The 19,350-nt window shown below is 57.9% G+C and carries 14 protein-coding genes; 5 read left to right on the forward strand and 9 right to left on the reverse strand.

Annotated elements, in window-relative coordinates; translation table 11 throughout:
• Positions 1 to 283 precede the first annotated feature (283 nt).
• A complete protein-coding gene (locus J3U88_RS08105; RefSeq protein WP_207858166.1) occupies positions 284 to 1,231 on the forward strand; it encodes a transposase in 948 nt (315 codons plus the stop codon).
• 841 nt (positions 1,232 to 2,072) lie between these two features.
• Here J3U88_RS08105 and J3U88_RS08110 read toward each other — a convergent pair.
• Together J3U88_RS08110 and J3U88_RS08115 are read right to left on the reverse strand one after the other, a co-directional pair.
• Positions 2,073 to 4,016, reverse strand: a complete 1,944-nt coding sequence (locus J3U88_RS08110; protein ID WP_207858168.1) for a thiamine pyrophosphate-dependent enzyme — start codon at positions 4,014 to 4,016, stop codon at positions 2,073 to 2,075.
• Between the two features lie 72 nt (positions 4,017 to 4,088).
• The gene (locus tag J3U88_RS08115; RefSeq protein WP_207858170.1) at positions 4,089 to 5,702 is read right to left on the reverse strand and encodes a glutamate synthase-related protein; all 1,614 of its coding nucleotides are present in this window, start codon (positions 5,700 to 5,702) and stop codon (positions 4,089 to 4,091) included.
• Between the two features lie 393 nt (positions 5,703 to 6,095).
• Between J3U88_RS08115 and J3U88_RS08120 the strand changes: the two genes are divergently transcribed.
• The gene (locus J3U88_RS08120) at positions 6,096 to 6,635 is read left to right on the forward strand and encodes a hypothetical protein (RefSeq protein ID WP_207858172.1); all 540 of its coding nucleotides are present in this window, start codon (positions 6,096 to 6,098) and stop codon (positions 6,633 to 6,635) included.
• 95 nt (positions 6,636 to 6,730) lie between these two features.
• Complete coding sequence (locus J3U88_RS08125) at positions 6,731 to 7,012, forward strand: hypothetical protein (RefSeq protein ID WP_207858174.1); 282 nt, start codon at positions 6,731 to 6,733, stop codon at positions 7,010 to 7,012.
• 9 nt (positions 7,013 to 7,021) lie between these two features.
• Here the strand turns inward: J3U88_RS08125 and J3U88_RS08130 are convergent, their stop codons facing one another.
• The 3 genes from J3U88_RS08130 to J3U88_RS08140 all read right to left on the reverse strand — a co-directional run bounded on the left by J3U88_RS08130 (position 7,022) and on the right by J3U88_RS08140 (position 10,215).
• Positions 7,022 to 8,110 carry a fructosamine kinase family protein gene (locus J3U88_RS08130; RefSeq protein WP_207858176.1) on the reverse strand — a complete coding sequence of 363 codons (1,089 nt, stop codon included), beginning with the start codon at positions 8,108 to 8,110 and terminating at the stop codon, positions 7,022 to 7,024.
• Positions 8,111 to 8,118: 8 nt separating this feature from the next.
• Positions 8,119 to 8,721: a DJ-1/PfpI family protein gene (locus tag J3U88_RS08135; protein WP_207858178.1), complete on the reverse strand. Its 603-nt coding sequence runs from the start codon at positions 8,719 to 8,721 to the stop codon at positions 8,119 to 8,121.
• Between the two features lie 87 nt (positions 8,722 to 8,808).
• Complete coding sequence (locus J3U88_RS08140; RefSeq protein ID WP_207858180.1) at positions 8,809 to 10,215, reverse strand: M20/M25/M40 family metallo-hydrolase; 1,407 nt, start codon at positions 10,213 to 10,215, stop codon at positions 8,809 to 8,811.
• 259 nt (positions 10,216 to 10,474) lie between these two features.
• Here J3U88_RS08140 and J3U88_RS08145 point away from each other — a divergent pair, with 259 nt between their 5' ends.
• Both J3U88_RS08145 and J3U88_RS08150 read left to right on the forward strand, forming a co-directional pair.
• On the forward strand, positions 10,475 to 11,980 hold the full coding sequence (locus J3U88_RS08145) for a cobyric acid synthase (RefSeq protein WP_207858182.1): 1,506 nt from the start codon (positions 10,475 to 10,477) through the stop codon (positions 11,978 to 11,980).
• Positions 11,981 to 12,054: 74 nt separating this feature from the next.
• Positions 12,055 to 13,410, forward strand: a complete 1,356-nt coding sequence (locus tag J3U88_RS08150) for a PQQ-dependent sugar dehydrogenase (RefSeq protein ID WP_207858183.1) — start codon at positions 12,055 to 12,057, stop codon at positions 13,408 to 13,410.
• Positions 13,411 to 13,483: 73 nt separating this feature from the next.
• Here the strand turns inward: J3U88_RS08150 and J3U88_RS08155 are convergent, their stop codons facing one another.
• From J3U88_RS08155 to J3U88_RS08170, 4 genes are all read right to left on the reverse strand, one after another.
• Positions 13,484 to 14,698: a hypothetical protein gene (locus J3U88_RS08155; protein WP_207858184.1), complete on the reverse strand. Its 1,215-nt coding sequence runs from the start codon at positions 14,696 to 14,698 to the stop codon at positions 13,484 to 13,486.
• Between the two features lie 444 nt (positions 14,699 to 15,142).
• On the reverse strand, positions 15,143 to 15,628 hold the full coding sequence (locus tag J3U88_RS08160; RefSeq protein ID WP_243435848.1) for an acyl-CoA carboxylase biotin carboxyl carrier protein subunit: 486 nt from the start codon (positions 15,626 to 15,628) through the stop codon (positions 15,143 to 15,145).
• A complete protein-coding gene (locus J3U88_RS08165; protein WP_207858186.1) occupies positions 15,625 to 17,103 on the reverse strand; it encodes an acetyl-CoA carboxylase biotin carboxylase subunit in 1,479 nt (492 codons plus the stop codon). Before J3U88_RS08165 ends, J3U88_RS08160 begins: the two co-directional genes overlap by 4 nt.
• 27 nt (positions 17,104 to 17,130) lie before the next feature.
• The gene (locus tag J3U88_RS08170) at positions 17,131 to 18,738 is read right to left on the reverse strand and encodes a carboxyl transferase domain-containing protein (protein ID WP_207858187.1); all 1,608 of its coding nucleotides are present in this window, start codon (positions 18,736 to 18,738) and stop codon (positions 17,131 to 17,133) included.
• Positions 18,739 to 19,350 lie beyond the last annotated feature (612 nt).

Genomic DNA, 19,350 nt, shown 5'->3' on the forward strand with positions numbered 1-19,350 from the left:
TCTCTTTGCGATTCAAAAATACGCACCAAAGACACGGGCTTATCTGGCGCGATTCGATAAAGGAATCTGTCCAGAGCGCCCGACCCAAATTCGTTCAAGAATGCGGCTACCGGTTTCTTGGCAGTTCCAACCGGCGAACCTTTGACGTGACAGTCCCCACCTGTCCGTTTGAAGAGGTCCTAATCGTCGGTAGGAATTTTTTTAGCCAAAAGACGGGTCACGCCCCTAGATTTGGTAAATGCAACGGTAATACGGTTGGTTTTCCTATCGGGGGAGGTTCGACATGAGTCGACGCCCTCGAATTAAACTTGAGAAACCCATTGCTCATTACCATGTGATGACGCGAACCGCACAACAAGAATTTTACCTTGGCGATGACTACGTGCCAGGTTTTAAGCAGGTTATGCTGGATATTTTCCAGGACGTTGCCTCCGTTTTTTACGTGGACATCCTTGCGTGGGTGATTATGGACAACCATTATCATCTCTGTCTTGAGGTGCAGAAACCGCCGAAGGATGCAGAAGACCTCAGACGTCGGTTTGAGCGCCTCCAGGAGATCAATGTAGGAAAAAGGCGATGGCAACCTAACCTAGCTGATGCTTGTTATAAGCGATTTACCGATCTTTCTGAATTCATGAAATCGGTAAATTATCGAACCGCAATTGCGTTCAACGGTGCGAGAGGTACCAAAGGCCATTTGTGGGGTGCCCGATACAAAAGCAAAATCGTCGAGGATGAAAACGGCCTGCTAAAAGTCATGTGCTACATCGAGCATAATCCCGTGACTGCAGGTTTGTGCAGAACGTCGTCCGCATACCCGTGGTGTTCTGCCGGTTATCTTAAGCGGGGGCTTGCTAGGGGGGAGGCGATTGACTTTCCTGCAATCGATTTCCTTAAGAACCAACCCCGCAAACGTCGTGCGCGAAATTATATCGAACTGGTAGACGAACTCGCGTTAAGGCTCCAGGGCTTGCCCTCAGATCCCGAGATAGGCATTAAATCATACGCGTTGCCTATTTCTGATGCGGAGCTTGAAGCGTGGCGGAAAGAGTTTGCGTCCAAGGCTCCTGAGGATTGGTCGCATCAGGCGTTTGGGTCCGAAGCTTTTCAAAGAGAGATCGCACTTCAAGAACAGACCAAGATGCAGAAGGTCACCAAAGTCCGCCGAGAGGCGGTCAAACGAAGGCGATGCGAATCTGACGATCAAGGTGCAAAAAACAAGCACATGTAAGCGTAACTGAAATAAAAAAAGAAACTTAGAAACAAGGTCTGCTTGTTTGAATGCCCGTGGTGCGCCTGCTCAAAGTTTGAAATCCAAAAAACAAAAAGAAAAGAGACTAAGTCTACCTGCTTCAGGCAATTTGGCAAAAGGAGAACGGCCAAAGGTCCCCGCATCACCGAAATCCACGGGTGACCGGGCGTCAAGTGAGACCATATCCCTAATAAATAAAGTTGCTTAAACCTGCCTGTCACCTGTTCGCGGTCCTCATGCTTAAGTGCTTAAACCTGCCTGTCACCTGTTCGCGGTCCTCAGGCAATTCGGTTGTTCCCCGGACATAGAATGGCGGTTTACTCGAATCACCGGGAATTTGGCAAAAGGAGAACGGCCAAAAGTCCCCGCATCAACGAAATCCATGGGTGACAGGGGGCTGAGCTAGGTCGTATCTCTATTAAATGCAGTTGTTTCAATCTGCCTGTCACATGTTCGAGATGGTGCTTGTTTTTTCGCCTAGTTGCATCGCTCTTAAACCTACCTGTCACCAGTTCGCGTTAGGCAATTCGGTTGTTCCCCGGACATAGAATGGCGGTTTACTCGACTCACCGGGAATTTGGCAAAAGGAGAACGGCCAAAAGTCCCCGAATCACCGAAATTCATGGGTGACAAGGGGCTGAGCTAGGTCGTATCTCTATTAAATGCAGTTGTTTCAATCTGCCTGTCACCTGCTCGAGATGGTGCTTGCTTTTTCGCCTAGCTGCATCGCTCGGTATTTTTTGGGCAGGGTAGACGGGGATCTTAATCCGGCCTGGTTCCTACCAAACCGGATCTTGGCTCATTCTTAGCAAACCGGGAATTAAATCAGGTGGACGTCGGTTTTTACTTCGACCAGCGCCGGACCTTTGTGGTCGAGGGCCCGTTGAATGGCGTCGTCCAGTTGATCTTTGGTCGTTACTTGGATACCGAACGCGCCGCAGTTTTCCGCGAATTGGGCGAAGTTGGGGTTAACCAGCGAGGTTTGCCACACGTCGAGGTCGTCGGCGCGTTGTTCCTTGGAGATTTTGCCCAGTTCGTTGTTGTTCAGCAGGATGTGGGTGATGTCCATGTTGTACTTAACCGCGGTGAGGATCTCGGCCAAATATTGCCCGAAACCGCCGTCGCCGCTAACGCAAATGGTTTTGCGCTCCGGGGCCGCGCAGTGGGCGCCGATGGCGGCCGGGTACCCAAACCCAATGGAACCCAGGTAACCCGACATCAGCACGGACTGACGGCGGCACTCGAAGTAACGGCCGAACGAATAGGTATTGTTGCCGACGTCGCACGCAATCACCGCGTCTTCCGGGATCAGCCGGGTCATGGCCTCAAATACCGACGCCGAATTGACGCCGTTGCCGCGATCATCGGCGAGACGGCGCCGCTTTTCCTCGCGCCAAATGCTCCAGCGTTGTTTGACTTCTTGGCGCTGATCTTCCGATTGGCCGGCCGCGACCTGTTCGATCAGGTGCCGTGCGACCACCCCGATTTCACCCCAAACCGGGAGTTCGACCTTGTGGAACTTGCCCAGCGCCATGGGATCGAAATCCACCTGGATGATGGGTTTTTTGGGGGTGATGCCGGTGTGGTTGGAAAACGAGGCGCCGAAGACGAGCAGCAGGTCGCATTCGTTCATAAACCAGCTTGCCACGGGGGTACCGGAGCGGCCCAGTACCCCGCAGCCCAAGGGGTGGCTGTCGGAAATTTGGCCCTTGGCTTTGAAGGTGGTTACCACCGGCGCATTGAGTTTTTCCGCGAGTTGCGTGATCGTGTCCATGTTAAAGCGCGCGCCGTGGCCGACGATGATCACGGGCCGTTTGGCGGCCTGAACTTTTTCGACGGCGGCCTGCAAGGCATCCGCCGGGGGTGTGATCTGCAATTCGGTTATGCGACCTTGCGGGCCGGAGGCCGGCCGTTCCCCTGCGGGTAATTCCTGGACCTCGTTGGGGAGGATCAGATGGGCGACGTCGCGTTTAAGCAGGGCGTTTTTGAGGGCGAGGTTCATGAGTTCGGCGGGTTTTGAGGTGTGAAGCACGGTTTGCGACCAGGCAGCGACGCCGCGGAAGGCGGTCGAGAGGTCCACTTCCTGGAAGGCGCCCGGTCCCAAAACCTGGGTATCGACCTGGCCGGTGAGGGCGAGTACGGGGGCGCGGTCAACCTTGGCGTCCCAGAGGCCGGTCAACAGGTTGGTGGCGCCGGGGCCGGCGATGGCGAAACAGGCGGCGGGTTTACCGGTGAGTTTGGCGTAGGCGGAGGCGGCGAAGGCGGCGGCGCCCTCGTGGCGGATACCGATGAAGGTGAGTTTGCCGGCTTCCTCGGCCTCGCGCATGGCGTCGGCAAAACCGAGATTGGAGTGACCGACCATACCGAAGACATGGCGCACGCCCCAGTTGGTCATGGTTTCGACCATGACGTCAGAGACGGTGCGGACGCGGGGCGCCTCGGGTTCGAGGCCGACATAAACGCCGTCCTCGCGGATCTCGGTGGTGAAGACGGCCACGCCGTCTTCGAAGCCGCCGGGCGGTTTGCCGGTGTGGGGGCAGTAATCCCAGCCGTGCCAGGGACAGCGTAGCCAGCCTTTTTCAATCGAACCTTCGCCGAGCGGGCCGCCTTGGTGGGGGCAGCGGTTTTCCAGTGCCGTGTATTTTCCTTGGTAATGGGTCATGGCCAGGCTGGTGTGGCCGGCCGTCACGGTTTTGACGCGACCTTCCGGTAATTCATCGAGATCGAGTACTTTACTCCATACGAGCTGAGACGAATCAGACATGGGGGTCCTCTTTTTGGGAAGCGGCGACCGGCCCCGCGGCCGGCCGGAACAATAGGCGTTCGGGGAGAAACGTTAGAGCGGAACCACGCCGCCGTAGGCGACGCCGGTCAGGTAGGCGACGTCGCGTTTCCAGGTGGTTAAATCCCGCTGGTTGAACTGGTTGAAGTGATCGTGGCCGCAGGCGCGTGCCAACACCTTCATCAGTTCGACGGAGGAATCAAAGAAACGGGCCAGGCGTTTGGCGGCAATGGCGACTTCCAGCCGGGCACGCAGGTTTTCCTTCTGGGTGGCGATGCCGACGGGACAGTTGTTGGTATGGCAGGCACGCATGCCGAGGCAGCCAATGGCCTGCAGGGCGGCGTTGGAAACGGCGATGCCGTCGGCACCGAGCGCCAGTGCTTTGACGAAATCGGCGGGAGTGCGTAAGCCGCCGGTGACGATGAGGGTCACGTCGCTGTTGCCGGAGCTGTCCAGAAAACGACGAGCACGGGCCAGGGCCGGCATGGTGGGAACAGAAATGTGGTCGCGGAAAATGAGGGGAGCGGCGCCGGTACCGCCACCGCGACCGTCGAGGATGACGTAATCGCAGCCGACTTCCAGCGCGGCTTCGAGATCGCGTTCTACATGCTGGGCAGAGAGCTTGTAACCGATGGGAATGCCGCCGGTACGTTCCTTGACCTGATCGGCGAATTCACGAATTTGCGAGAGCTGAGTCCACTCGGGAAAACGGGCGGGCGAAATGGCGGGCTGACCTTCTTTCAAACCGCGAACTTGGGCAATTTTGCCTTTGACCTTTTCGCCCGGCAAATGGCCGCCGGTCCCGGTTTTGGCGCCTTGACCGCCTTTGAAGTGAAAGGCCTGCACTTTTTCCAAAAGGTCCCACTGGAAGCCGAAGCGCGCGGAGGCCAGTTCGTAGAAGTAGCGGCTATTTTCGGCTTGTTCCTCGGGCAACATGCCGCCTTCGCCGGAGCAGATCCCGGTGCCGGCCAGTTCCGCGCCGCGGGCCAGAGCGACCTTGGATTCCTCGGATAAAGCGCCGAAACTCATGTCGGAAACAAAGATGGGGATGTTCAGCGTGAGCGGTTTTTTGGCGCGGGGGCCGATCACCAAATCGGTGCCGACGGGGTTGTCGTCCAGCAGAGGCATGCGATGGAGCTGGGCGGTAAGCACTTGCAGATCGTCCCAGCCGGGTAACGCGCGGCGGTCGACACCCATGGCGGATGAGGGACCGTGGTGACCCCACTTGGACAAACCGTTTTCGGCCAATTCGCGGATTAACCCGACGTGGGGTTCCTCCGGTGCGCCGTGGTGGTCCTGGAAATGTCCTTGGTAGGCTTCGTGGTTGTAGGGTTGTGGGTTCTTGACGGCCCAAGCTTTGATTTCGTCCTCGTCGACCCAGACGGCGTCGTCCTCAATCCAGTGGGTGAACTTGTTCAAAACCTCGTGGTTGTTGTATTCGCTGACGCCGGTATCGTAACGGTAATCCCAATCGTGCAAACCACAGATCAAATTGTGGCCGTCGATGTGGCCGTCGGCGAGCAGGGCGCCGCGGTGCAGGCAGCGGCCGTAGAGGACAGAGAGCTGATCGTCGTAACGAACCAAGACAAGGTCAACGTCGGCGACCAAAGCATGGGCGGGCTGACGATCCGCTAAGTCGGCAAGCGGCATCACGTTAACTTTTTTCATGTGGGGGTCTCCTGATAGGGTGGGTGTCCATGGATGAAAACAATTCAGGGGTGGTAACGATTCCCAAGCGTTGCCGCAAAACGGCCGAATGTTTTTTTCAGCCGAGTCTCGTTCCAACCAAACGAGATACGCTGTTTGCTTTTAGGCAAAAGCGTTTTTGGGCCGAAAAGTATGAGAAAGGCTTGGGTTTTTGTACAAGGTGGTAACCCGGTTATCATACCATTCTCAGGCCATGAAACATATGAATGGCAAAAGGGAACGATGGTGGTTTTGTTCTTGTGGCGCGGTTTTAATGGGTGGGTGGCTTGCCGGTTTTTTGCCCAAAATACGCGTTTCCTATTAGCGGCTGCGTGAGGAAAAACCAACAGTCGGTCGATGTTTTGGAGCCTTATCATGCATATTGAAATACAAACCAAAAACACGGAGGTGGTTACCTGGTTTAGCGGTCATACTTGGTCCCCGAGACCCTTTGGGGAATATTTCTTCGGGCCGGATCCCAATACGGAACTGTTGGGCTATTTTTCCGAAATTCATGTCAATACCGGAGGCAGACCTTTTCGGCGTTGGATGGTCAGGCATGCATTGGATGAAACCGAAAAACTTGCGGATTATGGAAAGGGTGTTTTCTTCATTCAAGATGATGAAGAGCGGGTGCATCCTTTCCAGTTTTGGGGTGTTCGCCACGAGCTGCGTGCCGAGTGTGGTTTCCCGCTTTCATCCCTTACCGGAGACAAAGAATGTGCGCTTTCGATTGGTGGCGAAAAGTGGTCTGGATTGAGTGTTTCCGACGCTCGCTACTTTATGACCCCGGAATTACTGATTTACCTTGGTGAAGAAGCCCACGATGTCATCAAAGCTCTTTGCCTGGTGAGTTCTTATGAAGTCCAAATTACGATCCCGCGGGAAGAACAACTGAATGGGAACCTTTTCTAAATGAACAAATCGTCTCGTGTCTATTCCACGGTAGAACTTTTGGTGAGAATTGATGGTTGATCTTCTGTGTCGGTATGTTGATGTTGAGGTTGGAAATGGCTGGCGATCCTTTGGATGAAATTATTCGGTTCCATGGTGAAGGTCTGCTAACGGACCGAGAAGTGGTGTTGAAAATACAGCTCGCTTTTCCATTGGATGCGCGGCAAGCACCTTTGTTTTGGGAACGCGTGCCCGAATGGATGAAAGAAGCGGTGGTTACTTATTTTGCGTTCGACGGGGAGCAATCCGATCTTTTTCATTGGCGTGTAGCGAGAAACATTCAAAAAGAGGCGGATATCAAGGCGTGGCTAGTCAAAGAAGGGTATTTGCTTCAGTAAACGCTTGGGTTAACAGCCGGAGTTCAATTCGGTGATCATGTTTTGGGCTTGGCACGCGTAACCGCCGCCGAACAACAAGGCGTGGTTGAGGATGTGGTACAGGTTGTAAAGCGTGCGCCGTCGAGGGTAGCCGGGTGCGATGGGTAAGACCTCGCGGTAGCCCTCGAAAAAGGCCGGGCCGAAGCCGCCGAAGAGTTCGCTCATGGCCAGGTCGACCTCGCCGTCGCCGCGGTAGGCCGCGCAATCAAAGATAATCGGGGTACCGTCGCGGAGGAAGCCCGCGTTGCCCGTCCAAAGGTCACCGTGCACCAGGGAAACCCGCGGCTGGTGATCGCCGAATCGGTGCGCTAGTTGGTCGAGGAGGGAAGTCGCGCCACGAAAGGTGACACCCCTTCGTTCCAGGGCATCGAACATCGGGGCCAAGCGTTGCTCGCGGTAGAAAACCCACCAATCGGTGTGTTCACGGTTTGCTTGCGGGGTGGTGCCGATGTAGTTGTCGCGGGAAGCGCCGAAGGATTCGCCGCTTGGAGAGCCGAAAGATCCGCCGCTTGGAGCGCCGAAAGATTCGCCGCTTGGAGCGCCGAAGGATTCGCCGCTTGGAGCGCCGAAGGATTCGCCGCTTGGAGCGCCGAAGGATTCGCCGCTTGGAGCGCCGAAGGATTCGCCGCTTGGAGCGCCGAAAGATTCGCCGCTTGGAGCGCCGAAAGATTCGCCGCTTGGAGCGCCGACGCGGTTGCCGACGGGCGCGGCGTGGAGACGGGCTAAATCGGCGCCGAGTCGACGTGGATCGCCGCGTCCCTGCATATCGCACCAGTTCAGGATCAAATAGGCACCGTCGGGGGTGGCGCCGTGGGCAATGGTATGCGGGACGGTGATGGTGTTGGTGACGGCGATGGCTTGAAGGCCCTCGGCCTCGGCGGCGAACATGTCCGCTGAGGCGGCGTCGTTGGTTTTGACAAAATAGCGCCGCGATCCCTGGCTGAAACACCAGCCGCGATGAATACAACCGCCGCTCACCGGTGTTACCCTCGGGGCGTCGAACGGTTCGCCGGTTTCAGCCGTGATGCGTTCCGCGACGGCCTGCGTTAAGGGATTCACGGCCGACCCTACCCGGCGAGGCCGTGCGGTTTCCAGTCGTACTCCAGGTAACGCGCTACATCCAGCGCAAAAGCGGAACCCAGCTTCTTCTGAAGAAAGTACAGCGACATATCGATACCGGCCGAAACCCCGGCGGCGGTGATGATTTTGCCGTTGTCGGTGACGCGCGCGTCTTCCACCACGGTATTGGTTCCCGCCAGCGTGCGCAACTTCTCGAAATCGGTGTGGTGGGTGGTTAAGCGGTCGCCGTCGGCCAGCTTGGTTTTGGCAAGGAACAAGGCGCCGTTGCACACGCTCATCACATGGTCGGCGTCTTGGCCGCGGCTGCTGATCCAATCTAAAAACGGGGGGTTTTCCAGCTCGCGGTAAACACCACGGCCGCCTGGTAACAGTAGGATCTCGGGGTAAGGTGCCTCATCCCAAAGAAAATCGGGGTGAACCAGCAACCCGTTGAAGGTGCGCACGGGGGCGCGGTCGGCGATGGTCACGGGCGCGGCCACCGCGCGGGGGTCGATGCGGTGGGCGACGGAAAACACTTCGAGCGGGCCGGCAAAATCAAGGAGTTCAACATCCTCAAACAACAACACGCCGATGCGGGGGATTTCGGTCATGGCATACCTCTATCGGGGAACGGGGTTGGTGTGGTGGGTTAGCACGGGATGGAACGGGCGGATTCAAGGGGGAACCCGCCGTTTGGGTTAAGGTGAACCGGCGGTGACCGGGATGCGGCCGAATCCGTCGGGTGACTCCGCCGCCAAGAAGGCAAACACGGCATAGGCCGCGACGTTTTGCGCCATTTTCTTGGGATCAATCTTGTCAAAAGTATCGTCGGCGGTGTGGTGAAAGTCAAAATAATCTGTACCGTCTTGCAACAAGCTGACAACCGGCACACCCATCATGCGGAACGGGGTCATGTCCGGGCCGCCGAATGCTCGGTTAGAGCCGCGAGCGATACCTAATGGTTCCAAGGCTTTGTGGATTGCGTCGGCAACGGGCAGATAGGCTTCATCGATGCGGGTATCGAAACGCCAGATCACATCGGCGCCAAAATCGGACTCAACCCCGATGATCATGTTTTGCAGTTTATCCTGGTGCGTGGTCACGTAATGGCGCGAACCCTCGAGCCCGCTTTCCTCGTTGGCGAACAGAATCACACGGACGGTGCGCTTGGGGCGCACCCCGGCCTCGGCGATCAGTTTTGCGGCGGCCATGGTGATGGCGACCCCGGCCCCGTCGTCAAGCGCGCCGGTACCCAGGTCCCAGGAATCCAGGTGGGCGCTAATGATGACGGCTTCGTCCGGTAACGCGCTGCCTTTGATTTCACCGACGACGTTGGCGGACATGACGGTTCCCAACAATTTACAGTCGAGTTTCATTTTGATGCGCACGGGTTTGCCGCGTTCCAACTGAGCCTGGACCATGTCGGCGTCGGGATTGGAAATGGCGCCCGCGGGGATGCGTTTCACGTCTTCCTCGTAGCGCATGACCCCGGTGTGCGCGAAGCGGTGGCTGTCGGTACCGATGGAGCGAATGACAACGCCGACGGCGCCCAGTTTGGCGGCTTCGGCGGCACCCGCTGCCCGGCCGGGTACGGTTTTCCCGTAGGTGTTCCCGTCGCGGGATTTCTCTGTGCGGTGGTTGATAAACACGATTTTGCCGCGCACATCTTCCGCTTTGGACTTTTTGAGCGTGGCCAGGTCCGGGACCATAAAGACCTCGGCCTCCAGACCCTCGGGCGGGGTGCCGATGGAGTGGCCCAGCGCGGTAATGTGCAGCACCTGGGGATAGGGGGCGGTGATCCAAGCGTGTTCGGGACCGCGCACCCAATGGGTGACGGGCACGGGTTCGGCGGCCACGTGGTCAAACCCCATTTCGCGGAACTTCTTTTCGGCCCATGCGACGGCCAGTTTGTCGGCGGGCGTGCCGGCCATGCGGGGGCCGACTTCCACGGTGAGCGATTCAACCAGGCTGTAGGCGCGGGTGTCTTTCAAACCCAATTCGCGAAGTTTGGCAGCGTGGTCCAAGGTCTTTTGGCTAAAAGGGCCGTCGGCGGCGAGGTGTATCGCGGCGGTGAAGCAGGTCAAAACAGCAAAAAGCAAGCGCATGAGGTACTCCAGGATAATTCGCGCCGGCTCGGGGACACACAACCGAAAGAACGAGAAACCCGATTGAGAGCTGGGTGTAACCCACTGACAAATATCGGCGCGGCGCATTCTATGATGGGTTTCATCATACACGAGATTGGGGTGACTCGGCGTGTTCAAACGGGCGGTGAACCATCAATCGGGAGATCGACCTTGTCGGTTTGGCGTGCTTTGGCGGCTTGGGTTAGACTGGGCTGTCACTTGTTTACAGGAGTTTTTTATGGCAATCGCCCCCGCGCTGGCCGTCCTTGGGACGGCGTCTGATGTCGGAAAAAGTGTGATCACGACCGGGCTGTGTCGGATTTTCCAGCAACGTGGATTCAGGCCGGCGCCGTTTAAAGCGCAAAACATGTCCAATAATGCGGGGGTGACCCCCGACGGGCTCGAAATCGGTCGGGCCCAGCTTGTTCAGGCGGAAGCGGCCCGCGCGGTGCCCCATCCCGATATGAACCCGATCCTGCTCAAACCCAATACGGATACAGGCGCCCAGGTGGTGCTGCACGGCCGCGCGGTTGGTAACCAAGAGGCGGGCTCCTACTTCCGCGATACGGCGACTTATCGGGCTGAATCGGTTGCGGCACTGGAACGCTTGCGGCGCCGTTACGGTTCGGTTGTGATCGAAGGGGCCGGATCCTGCGCCGAGGTCAACTTGCGCCGCAATGACTTTGTGAATTTCGACATGGCCCACGCTTGCGATGCGCCGGTGGTGATTGTCGCGGACATTGATCGGGGCGGGGTGTTTGCACAAATCCTCGGCACCATGGACGTGCTCCCGGCCAAGGACCGCGAGCGGGTGGCCGGATTCATCATCAACCGCTTCCGCGGCGATGCGAGCCTGTTCGAGGACGGGCTGACGTATTTGCGGGGACGCCTGTCGGTACCGCTGCTGGGCGTGGTGCCCTGGTGTTACGATTTCGAAATCGATGCGGAGGATGCGATTGCGCTGCCCAAACGCAAGGGCCCGAAAACCCCGCTGGACCACGACAAGGTGCGCATCGCGGTGATCCGCCTACCACACATCGCCAACTTTACCGATTTCGCGGCGCCGGCACGAGAGCCCGAGATCGATCTGCGCTACCTGGCCAACCCACGCGCGCTCGACGATTACCACCTGGTGTTGCTGCCCGGCAGTAAAAATGTGCGTTTTGATTTGGACTGGTTGAAACGGACGGGCTGGGCCGCGCCGATCCTGGATTTTTCGGCCGCCGGTGGGATGATCGGCGGCATTTGCGGCGGTTACCAAATGTTAGGGCGCTCGGTAAGCGATCCCCACGGCGTCGAAGGGGCGCCCGGTACATCCGACGGCTTGGGGCTGCTGCCGGTGCGCACCCAGCTTGCGCGTGACAAACATCTGTCCCTCAGCCACGGGCGCTGTCGGCTTACGGGTCAAATGGTGCGCGGCTACGAAATCCACATGGGCCGCACGGTGTTGGACGACGACGGCGAACCTTTGCTCGATTTGACCTCGGGTGATCAGGCGCAACACGGCGACGGCGCGATGATTGAGGACGGGCGCATTTGGGGCACCTATTTGCACGGCCTGTTCGACGAGCCCGCGTTTTTGGCGGCGCTCCTGCGGCGGTTCAAGCCGGATTTCACCCCGACCCAACAGCTGTCGGCTTTTGCCTTCCGCCAACAACAGTACGATTTGCTCGCCGACCACCTGGCGCAACACCTCGATCTGGACGCCTTGTTTCAGTTTGGGGGTCTGTCTTCGCTTTCGTAAAAAGCCTCACGCGCGCGGGCGCGTCTTCTTTCTAAAATGAAGGGGACGTTTCCAAACCATTGCTCGGAGGACTGATGATGTTCGTTCCGCCCCCGCACGGGCGCCGCACCGCCGGCCGCCTTTTTTTCGCGATCCCTCGTGTGTGTTTGACTTTTTGGGTATCCGCCCTTTTTATTTGCCTGCCCACCTTCGGCCAATTTGAAGATTTGCGGTTGGTGCCCGTGGTTGATTTGGCCGGGGTGGTCGATATCAGCCATGCCGGTGACGAACGGCTGTTTCTCACCACCCAATCCGGTACCATTCACATCCTTGAAAACGACCAACTGTTAACCACGCCCTTTTTGGACCTTACCCAAACGGTGAGTTCGGTGGGTTTTGAGCAGGGCTTGTTGGGCGTGGCTTTTCACCCGAACTACGCCCAAAACGGTTTTTTCTTTGTGAATTACACGAACGGCGACAACGCCACGGTGATCGCCCGTTACGCGGTAGACGCCCAGGATCCCAACCGTGCCGATCCCCAGAGTGCGCGCATCTTGCTGACGATTACGCAGCCTTTTGACAACCACAACGGTGGCCAGGTGAAGTTTGGGCCCGACGGTTTTTTGTACATTGGTATGGGTGACGGTGGCAGTGCCAACGATCCCGGTTGCCGCTCGCAGAAACCCGACGAACTTTTGGGGAAAATGCTGCGCATTGATGTCGACCAAAATGTGGCGACCCCCCCTTATTATGGGATTCCCGTGAGCAATCCCTTTGTGAACGATCAAAGCTACCGGGCCGAAATTTGGGCCACCGGGTTGCGGAACCCTTGGCGTTTCAGTTTTGACCGGGTGACGGGCGACCTGTACATCGCGGATGTGGGTCAGAACGCACGGGAGGAAATCAATTTCCAAGCGGCGGCGAGTAACGGCGGAGAAAACTACGGCTGGGATCGCATGGAAGGCCTTTTGTGTTTCGAGGAAGACGCGGATTGTCCCGTGGACACCCCGGCTTGCGACACGGTGGACCTTACCAACCCGATTCTCGATTACGCCCACACAACGGTTGATAGTTTCTGTGCCTCGGTAACCGGCGGTTTTGTGTACCGCGGCCCCGATGCGCCCAGTTTGTTGGGTTATTACCTGTACGCGGATTATTGTGGTGGGGAGCTATGGGCCGCGCGTCGGCTTCAGGATCAGTGGACGACCACCTTGTTGACCGGGGCGGGGGGGCCGTTTGAAGCGCTGGCCGGACCGGCGACTTTTGGCGAGGATGTGAACGGACGTTTGTACGTGCGCAACGGCCGGGTCATCCAGCGTTTCGAGGAGGAATGTTTGGTCACCGTAGCCGATCTGCGTGCGAATTGGCTGCAAAACGTGGAAACCGAGTGTTTCAACGGGTTTGTGAACGTATTGACCTTGGTGTCGTTTGTGCCTCCGGCGGTAAATTAAGCCGGGGTATGAAGGAACATCACGCGGTCGGGGAAAGGTTGCCCCCGGCCGCGGCGCTTGTGGCGGCCGTTCCTTATTTGGCGAATTCGACCGTTTTTATGTCGTTCCATGCCACGTATTCCGGGTTGGCTTGGTCGTTGGTCATAATTAACAGACCCAGATTTCGGTGGTCGATGTCGTGACCCTCGGAAAAGGTGAGTTTGGTGCCGTCGTGCAGAATAACCAAGCACCGGCGGTCATCCCTGGGTTCCAGGGTTTTGACCAGGCCCAACGGAATGGTGTAGTGCATGCCTTTGTTGCCGGCGTTCAGGAAGGCCCACTGCTCGTTGGCGTCCATGTTAAACACGATATTGCCCGTGCTGGTGGTGCCGTTTTTGAGGGTGACCGTGCCGTTGAGTTTGCCTTGGTGTTCGAAGGTGTCAAAGCTGGGCCCGGTATGGTTTACATCTTGGAAGGTGACCTTTTTGAATCGGGACCATGAAATCCTGACGCGGCCGAAGGTGGCGTTTTCAACCATAATGCCGCGGTTCTCCGAGTTGACGTCGTTGGTACCGTACATATCGAAGGTGACGCCGTCTTTAAGGGTAATGGTGACGCCGGGATCTTTGCGTTCGATCACACTGATCTCACCCATTTTGAGGTCTTTGTCCTTGCCCTGTACCTCGCCGTTGAGTTCGTCGGTGTGCAGGCATTCCTCCAGGTCCCATTGGATGTAACCTTCAAGGTCGCCCTGATCGGTACTGACAACCCCGTAAAGCCGTTTCTGGTGGAAGGCTTTTTTCTTGGTTTCGGAGGGGATGAACTCAATTTTGGCGATTTCCATCCAGCGCATCTCAATTTCGCCCTGTTCCTCGTCCCAAATGCGTAACTTGCTGCCGACGTCGTTGGCGTAACCGCGAACCTGGAACATGGAACCGGATTTCATATGGACGATGGCGTCTTCTGTTCCGTTGACGATGATCTGTTCAATATCGCCAAACCGACAGGCAAAGGAGCGTTTGCCGGGTGAGCGTTTTTCCGGCATGTGTTTGAGGAAGGGGAGTTGTTCCTTGCGGGAGTTAAAGTGGTCGCCCCAAAAAGCTTCCTCGCGACCCCAACGCATGGCGCCGCGGTAGTTGCCGCCGGAAATCATGGTTACCTCGGCGTAGAGGTACCCGGCGGGGTCCACGTTTTTTTCCGCGGCGGAAACCCAACCGCCGGCGGTGGTGATCAGGACCAGGAGGAGGACGGCGCCAAAGATGCGGCTGAAAAAGGTTCCCCTAAAAGATGATCGGTCCAGATGTGTCATGCTCCCTCTCCCCTCGGACATTCGGCCGGCGATGCCGCGCAAACGGATCGCAAAAACAAAGGTTATGGATGTGTAAGTACCATTAGGGCGTTCGTGATAGGACAAGCGAAGGTGAGGTACGTCGTCGTCGGTTCTTTCATGAAAAACGGGCCCTGGGTTTGGTTTAAGCAAACATTATGCACAAGAAGCGGTTGGGTCGTCCACCGCGGCGCTGCCGAGATCCGGGATACCGAGCCAATCCGTGCAGGCTGCCATTGTGTCATTCTTTACGGAACTAATCGACAAAAAGTCGTCTCGGCTAAAGCCGATTTTTCCAAAACGTGCCGCGACACGAATGCAATTCCAAACGGGACTTTTGGCCAAAATGTTTACTGAAAAACAAAAAACCGAACGAAGTCGGGGCTTCGTTCGGTTTTGGGTGGGTGGGTATTGGGGCTGGATGGGTTAACCGTCGGCCTCGAAATCGAGGAGGTGGGCGCCGTGATCCACCAGATCGCCTTCACCAAAGTGGAGTTTGGTGACGGTTCCGGCCGCGGGTGCTTCGATGCGGTGTTCCATTTTCATGGCTTCCATCACCATCAACACCTGGCCGGCCTCGACTTGGTCGCCTTCCGCGACCGCGACTTGCAAGACCTTGCCCGGCATGGGCGCCGCGAAGCCGTCGTGCTGATCGTCGCCGCCGGCGCCGCCTTTGGTTTTTTCGAAGTAAAAGGTTTCACCGGCGAGGGTGACCCAGACACCGCCCGCGACCGCTTTCACGAAGTAAGGTTCGCTGCGATCACCGACCTGAATGCGGCCGGCCCCGTCGTTGAGGGCGGCGAGTTCGAAGGCGCGGCGTTCCTCGTCTTGAGCGATGGTGCCCTTTAACGGGGTGCGCTGTTCCAGATCGACCTGGTAGCGTTGACCGTTCCACTTGAATTGCTGTCTCATTGGTCGGCCCTCCATCCTGAAAGCTGTTGCCATGGTTCTTGGAACGTCGGCCCGGCGCCGCCTGCCGCTTGGGTTTCCGGTTCCGCCAAACAGGTCAAGGCCAGGGCCGTGTCGACGGTTGCCGTGGGGACCGCCAGGTCCGGTGCGTAGTGGCTTAGGTAGGCCGTGGTGGTGTTGCCCGCGCGGAACTCGGCTTCTTGCAGGATCTTGCGCAGGAACGCCACGTTGGTATGCACGCCTTGGATGCAGTATTCGGCCAAAGCGTTGACCAATTTGTCGCAGGCGATGTCGCGGGTTTCGCCCCAGGCGATTAGCTTGGCGATCATGGGATCGTAGTAAATGCTGATCGCATCACCGGTTTCCACGCCGCTGTCGACACGGACATTGAGGCCGATGGGTTCGGCGTAGTTGACGATGGTCCCGGTTTGCGGCAGGAAATCGTGGGCCGGGTCCTCGGCGTAAATACGCACCTCAACCGCGTGGCCGCGGCGGGTGAGCTGTTCCTGGGTGAGCGGCATTTTGTTGCCGCGCGCGACCTCAATTTGCCAACGCACCAGGTCTTGGCCGGTCAAACACTCGGTGACCGGGTGTTCGACCTGAAGGCGGGTGTTCATTTCGAGGAAATAAAAGGATTCGTCCTCGTCGAGCATGAATTCCACCGTGCCCGCGTTGGTGTAATTGACCGCGCGCGCCGCGGTGAGGGCGGCCTCGGCCATGCGTGCGCGCAAGGCTTCGCCCATCGCGGTTGACGGCGTTTCCTCGACAATTTTTTGGTGGCGCCGTTGAATCGAACACTCCCGTTCAAAGAGGTGAACCAGTTGGCCGTGTTCGTCGCCGAACACTTGGTACTCGATGTGGCGCGGTCGGGTCAGGTACTTTTCCAACAACACCGTATCGTCGCCGAAGGCGGCTTTGGCCTCGCGTTTGGCGGCGCCGAGCGCGTCGTTAAAGTTTTTGGCCTCGTTGACGACACGCATGCCTTTGCCGCCGCCGCCCGCTGAGGCTTTGATCAACAGCGGGAAACCGATTTTTTCCGCCTCGGCGGCCAAGTGGTCGGGTTCTTGATTGTCGCCGTTGTAACCGGGAACCACCGGGACGCCCGCTTTTTTCATCACCCGTTTGGATTCTTGTTTGGAACCCATCAACTGAATGACGTCCGCTTGGGGACCGATAAACATCAGGCCCGCCTCACGGACGGCGGCGGCGAAACCGGCGTTTTCGGACAAAAAACCAAAGCCGGGGTGGATGCCCTCGGCGCCACTTTGTTTGGCGGCTTCGATGATCACGTCGCCGCGTAGGTAACTTTCGACGGCCGGGGCCGCGCCGATGGGGATGACCTCGTCGGCCAAACGGGCGTGTTTGGCGCCAAGGTCGGCCTCGGATGCAACGGCCACGGTGGCGATGCCCATCTCGCGACAGGTTTTGATGATGCGCACGGCGATTTCACCGCGATTGGCAATCAGAATCTTTTTCATGCTGGTGCTCCTTTCGCGTGGGAATCGTTACATGCGGAAAATGCCGTATTTGGGTTGAGGGATGGCTTGGTTGTAGGCGGCGCTAAGCGCCAACCCCAAAACCTCGCGGGTATGGCGGGGATCGATGACACCGTCGTCCCACAGGCGGGCCGAGCTGTACCAAGCGCTGCTTTCGCGGGCGTATTTGTCGAGAATCGGTTGCTTGAATTCGGCCTGTTGGCCCGCGTCCATGGTTTCACCCTTGCGCTGTTTTTGGTCCATTTTGACCTGGCACAACACGTTGGCGGCCTGTTCGCCGCCCATCACCGAAATGGTGGCGTTGGGCCACATCCACAAGAAACGGGGATCGTAGGCGCGTCCGCACATGCCGTAGTTACCCGCGCCGTTGGAGGCGCCGATGATGACGGTGAATTTGGGTACCTGGGCGTTGGAAACCGCGTGAACCATTTTCGCGCCGTCCTTGGCTATTCCGCCCGCCTCGTACTTGCGGCCGACCATAAAGCCGGTGATGTTTTGCAGGAACAACAGCGGGATTTTGCGTTCGTTGCAGAGTTCAATGAAGTGGGTCGCCTTGAGCGCGGATTCGCTGAACAGAACGCCGTTGTTGGCGATAATGCCGATGGGCATGCCCCAGATGTGGGCGAAACAGGTGACAACGGAGGTGCCGTACAGGGTTTTGAACTCGTGAAATTCGGAGCCGTCGACGATGCGCACGATGATTTCGCGCACGTCGAAGGGAATGCGCGAATCGCTGGGCATCACCCCCAAAATCTCGTCGCGTTCGTAGACGGGTTCAACCACCGGCTTTTGGACCGGGGTTTGTTTGGCGGGCAAGTTGAGGTGGGCGAAGATTTCGCGCACCGTGTCGAGTGCCTCGCGGTCGTCGTTGGCGAAGTGATCGGCCACGCCCGATTCGCGGGTGTGGACGTCGGCACCGCCCAGGTCCTCTGCTGAAACCACCTCACCGGTGGCGGCTTTGACCAGGGGCGGACCGGCCAAGAAAATGGTGCCGGTGCCTTTGACAATCACGGTTTCGTCGGACATGGCGGGGACGTAAGCGCCGCCCGCGGTGCAGGAGCCCATGACCGCGGCGACTTGGGGAATGCCTTTGGCCGACATGCGTGCCTGGTTAAAGAAGATGCGACCGAAATGTTCGCGGTCGGGAAAGACCTCGTCCTGTTTGGGCAAAAAGGCGCCGCCGCTGTCGACCAGGTACAAGCAGGGTAGGTGGTTCTCCTCCGCGATTTTCTGGGCGCGCAGGTGTTTTTTACAGGTAATCGGCAGGTAGGTGCCGCCTTTGACGGTGGCGTCGTTGGCGACAATCACCACCTCGCGGCCGGCGATGCGGCCGATCCCGGTCACAATGGCCCCGGACGGATGGGGAAAATCGTAAAGATCCCAACCGGCCAGCGCCGAAAATTCGAGAAATGGGCTGCCGGGATCGAGGACGTAATCGATGCGCTCCCGCGCGGTCATTTTGCCGCGTTGCTTGTGCAAGTCCAGCGCTTTGCTGCCGCCGCCCTGCTTGACCAAGGCCAAGTTCTCATTGAGCTGCTGGATTTTGGCTTCCATAAACGCTTTGTTTTCTTGGAATGTTGCCGAGCTAGGGCTTACCTTAGAGACAAAGGTGGCCATGGTTCCCCCCGAAATAAACGCTCTCAGAATAAAAAAACGGCCCGCGTCGACCCATTTCGGCCGAGGAAACTCGCGGGAGCCCGTCGCGTGCACCGAGCCATGCGGTTTGCTCGGATTGAGTGGGTGCGCTTCGAGGCGCGCCCGAACCCGTCGGCACGTCCGTCGGACGGTTACGGGTCGCTGATACGGGCTGTTTCTAACGAGGCCTTCATCATACCTGAGCGGGTCGGGATGGGCGAGGTCTTTTCGGTCGCCTAGGAGGGCAAGCGCTTGCGGTTGGACAGGCGGCGCGACATGGCGTCCCGCGGCAAAACAATTCGCGGTTGAGCGGATTTTCCGACGCGAGCTGCTTTCAGTAAAGTGGTGAATTGTGCTTTAATGGCGCCTACGCGTCTTCCTTGAATCACGGCCCTCGGTTTCGCCGCGGCCCGTCCGATTTTATTCGATCAACGCACCTCTTGAGGCAACGGTTTCCCAACAAGGCCCTCGGCCGCCGAATCGCACGACACCCTTATAAGGGTTCGGTTCGGTAATAAACCGTTGTTTCGATGGTTGCGCGCCGCGCCGGCGTCCTTCCCGGCCGCAACGGGGTGTTCCGCGATTGATCATTTT

Origin of the sequence: Acanthopleuribacter pedis, from assembly GCF_017377855.1 — a bacterium.
Taxonomy (GTDB): domain Bacteria; phylum Acidobacteriota; class Holophagae; order Acanthopleuribacterales; family Acanthopleuribacteraceae; genus Acanthopleuribacter; species Acanthopleuribacter pedis.

What these genes read in the sequence shown, in the direction of transcription:
- J3U88_RS08105 (WP_207858166.1), top strand. Translation starts at nt 284, where the DNA reads ATGAGTCGACGCCCTCGAATTAAACTTGAGAAACCCATTGCTCATTAC.
- J3U88_RS08110 (WP_207858168.1), bottom strand. Translation starts at nt 4,016, where the DNA reads ATGTCTGATTCGTCTCAGCTCGTATGGAGTAAAGTACTCGATCTCGAT.
- J3U88_RS08115 (WP_207858170.1), bottom strand. Translation starts at nt 5,702, where the DNA reads ATGAAAAAAGTTAACGTGATGCCGCTTGCCGACTTAGCGGATCGTCAG.
- J3U88_RS08120 (WP_207858172.1), top strand. Translation starts at nt 6,096, where the DNA reads ATGCATATTGAAATACAAACCAAAAACACGGAGGTGGTTACCTGGTTT.
- J3U88_RS08125 (WP_207858174.1), top strand. Translation starts at nt 6,731, where the DNA reads ATGGCTGGCGATCCTTTGGATGAAATTATTCGGTTCCATGGTGAAGGT.
- J3U88_RS08135 (WP_207858178.1), bottom strand. Translation starts at nt 8,721, where the DNA reads ATGACCGAAATCCCCCGCATCGGCGTGTTGTTGTTTGAGGATGTTGAA.
- J3U88_RS08140 (WP_207858180.1), bottom strand. Translation starts at nt 10,215, where the DNA reads ATGCGCTTGCTTTTTGCTGTTTTGACCTGCTTCACCGCCGCGATACAC.
- J3U88_RS08145 (WP_207858182.1), top strand. Translation starts at nt 10,475, where the DNA reads ATGGCAATCGCCCCCGCGCTGGCCGTCCTTGGGACGGCGTCTGATGTC.
- J3U88_RS08150 (WP_207858183.1), top strand. Translation starts at nt 12,055, where the DNA reads ATGATGTTCGTTCCGCCCCCGCACGGGCGCCGCACCGCCGGCCGCCTT.
- J3U88_RS08155 (WP_207858184.1), bottom strand. Translation starts at nt 14,698, where the DNA reads ATGACACATCTGGACCGATCATCTTTTAGGGGAACCTTTTTCAGCCGC.
- J3U88_RS08160 (WP_243435848.1), bottom strand. Translation starts at nt 15,628, where the DNA reads ATGAGACAGCAATTCAAGTGGAACGGTCAACGCTACCAGGTCGATCTG.
- J3U88_RS08165 (WP_207858186.1), bottom strand. Translation starts at nt 17,103, where the DNA reads ATGAAAAAGATTCTGATTGCCAATCGCGGTGAAATCGCCGTGCGCATC.
- J3U88_RS08170 (WP_207858187.1), bottom strand. Translation starts at nt 18,738, where the DNA reads ATGGCCACCTTTGTCTCTAAGGTAAGCCCTAGCTCGGCAACATTCCAA.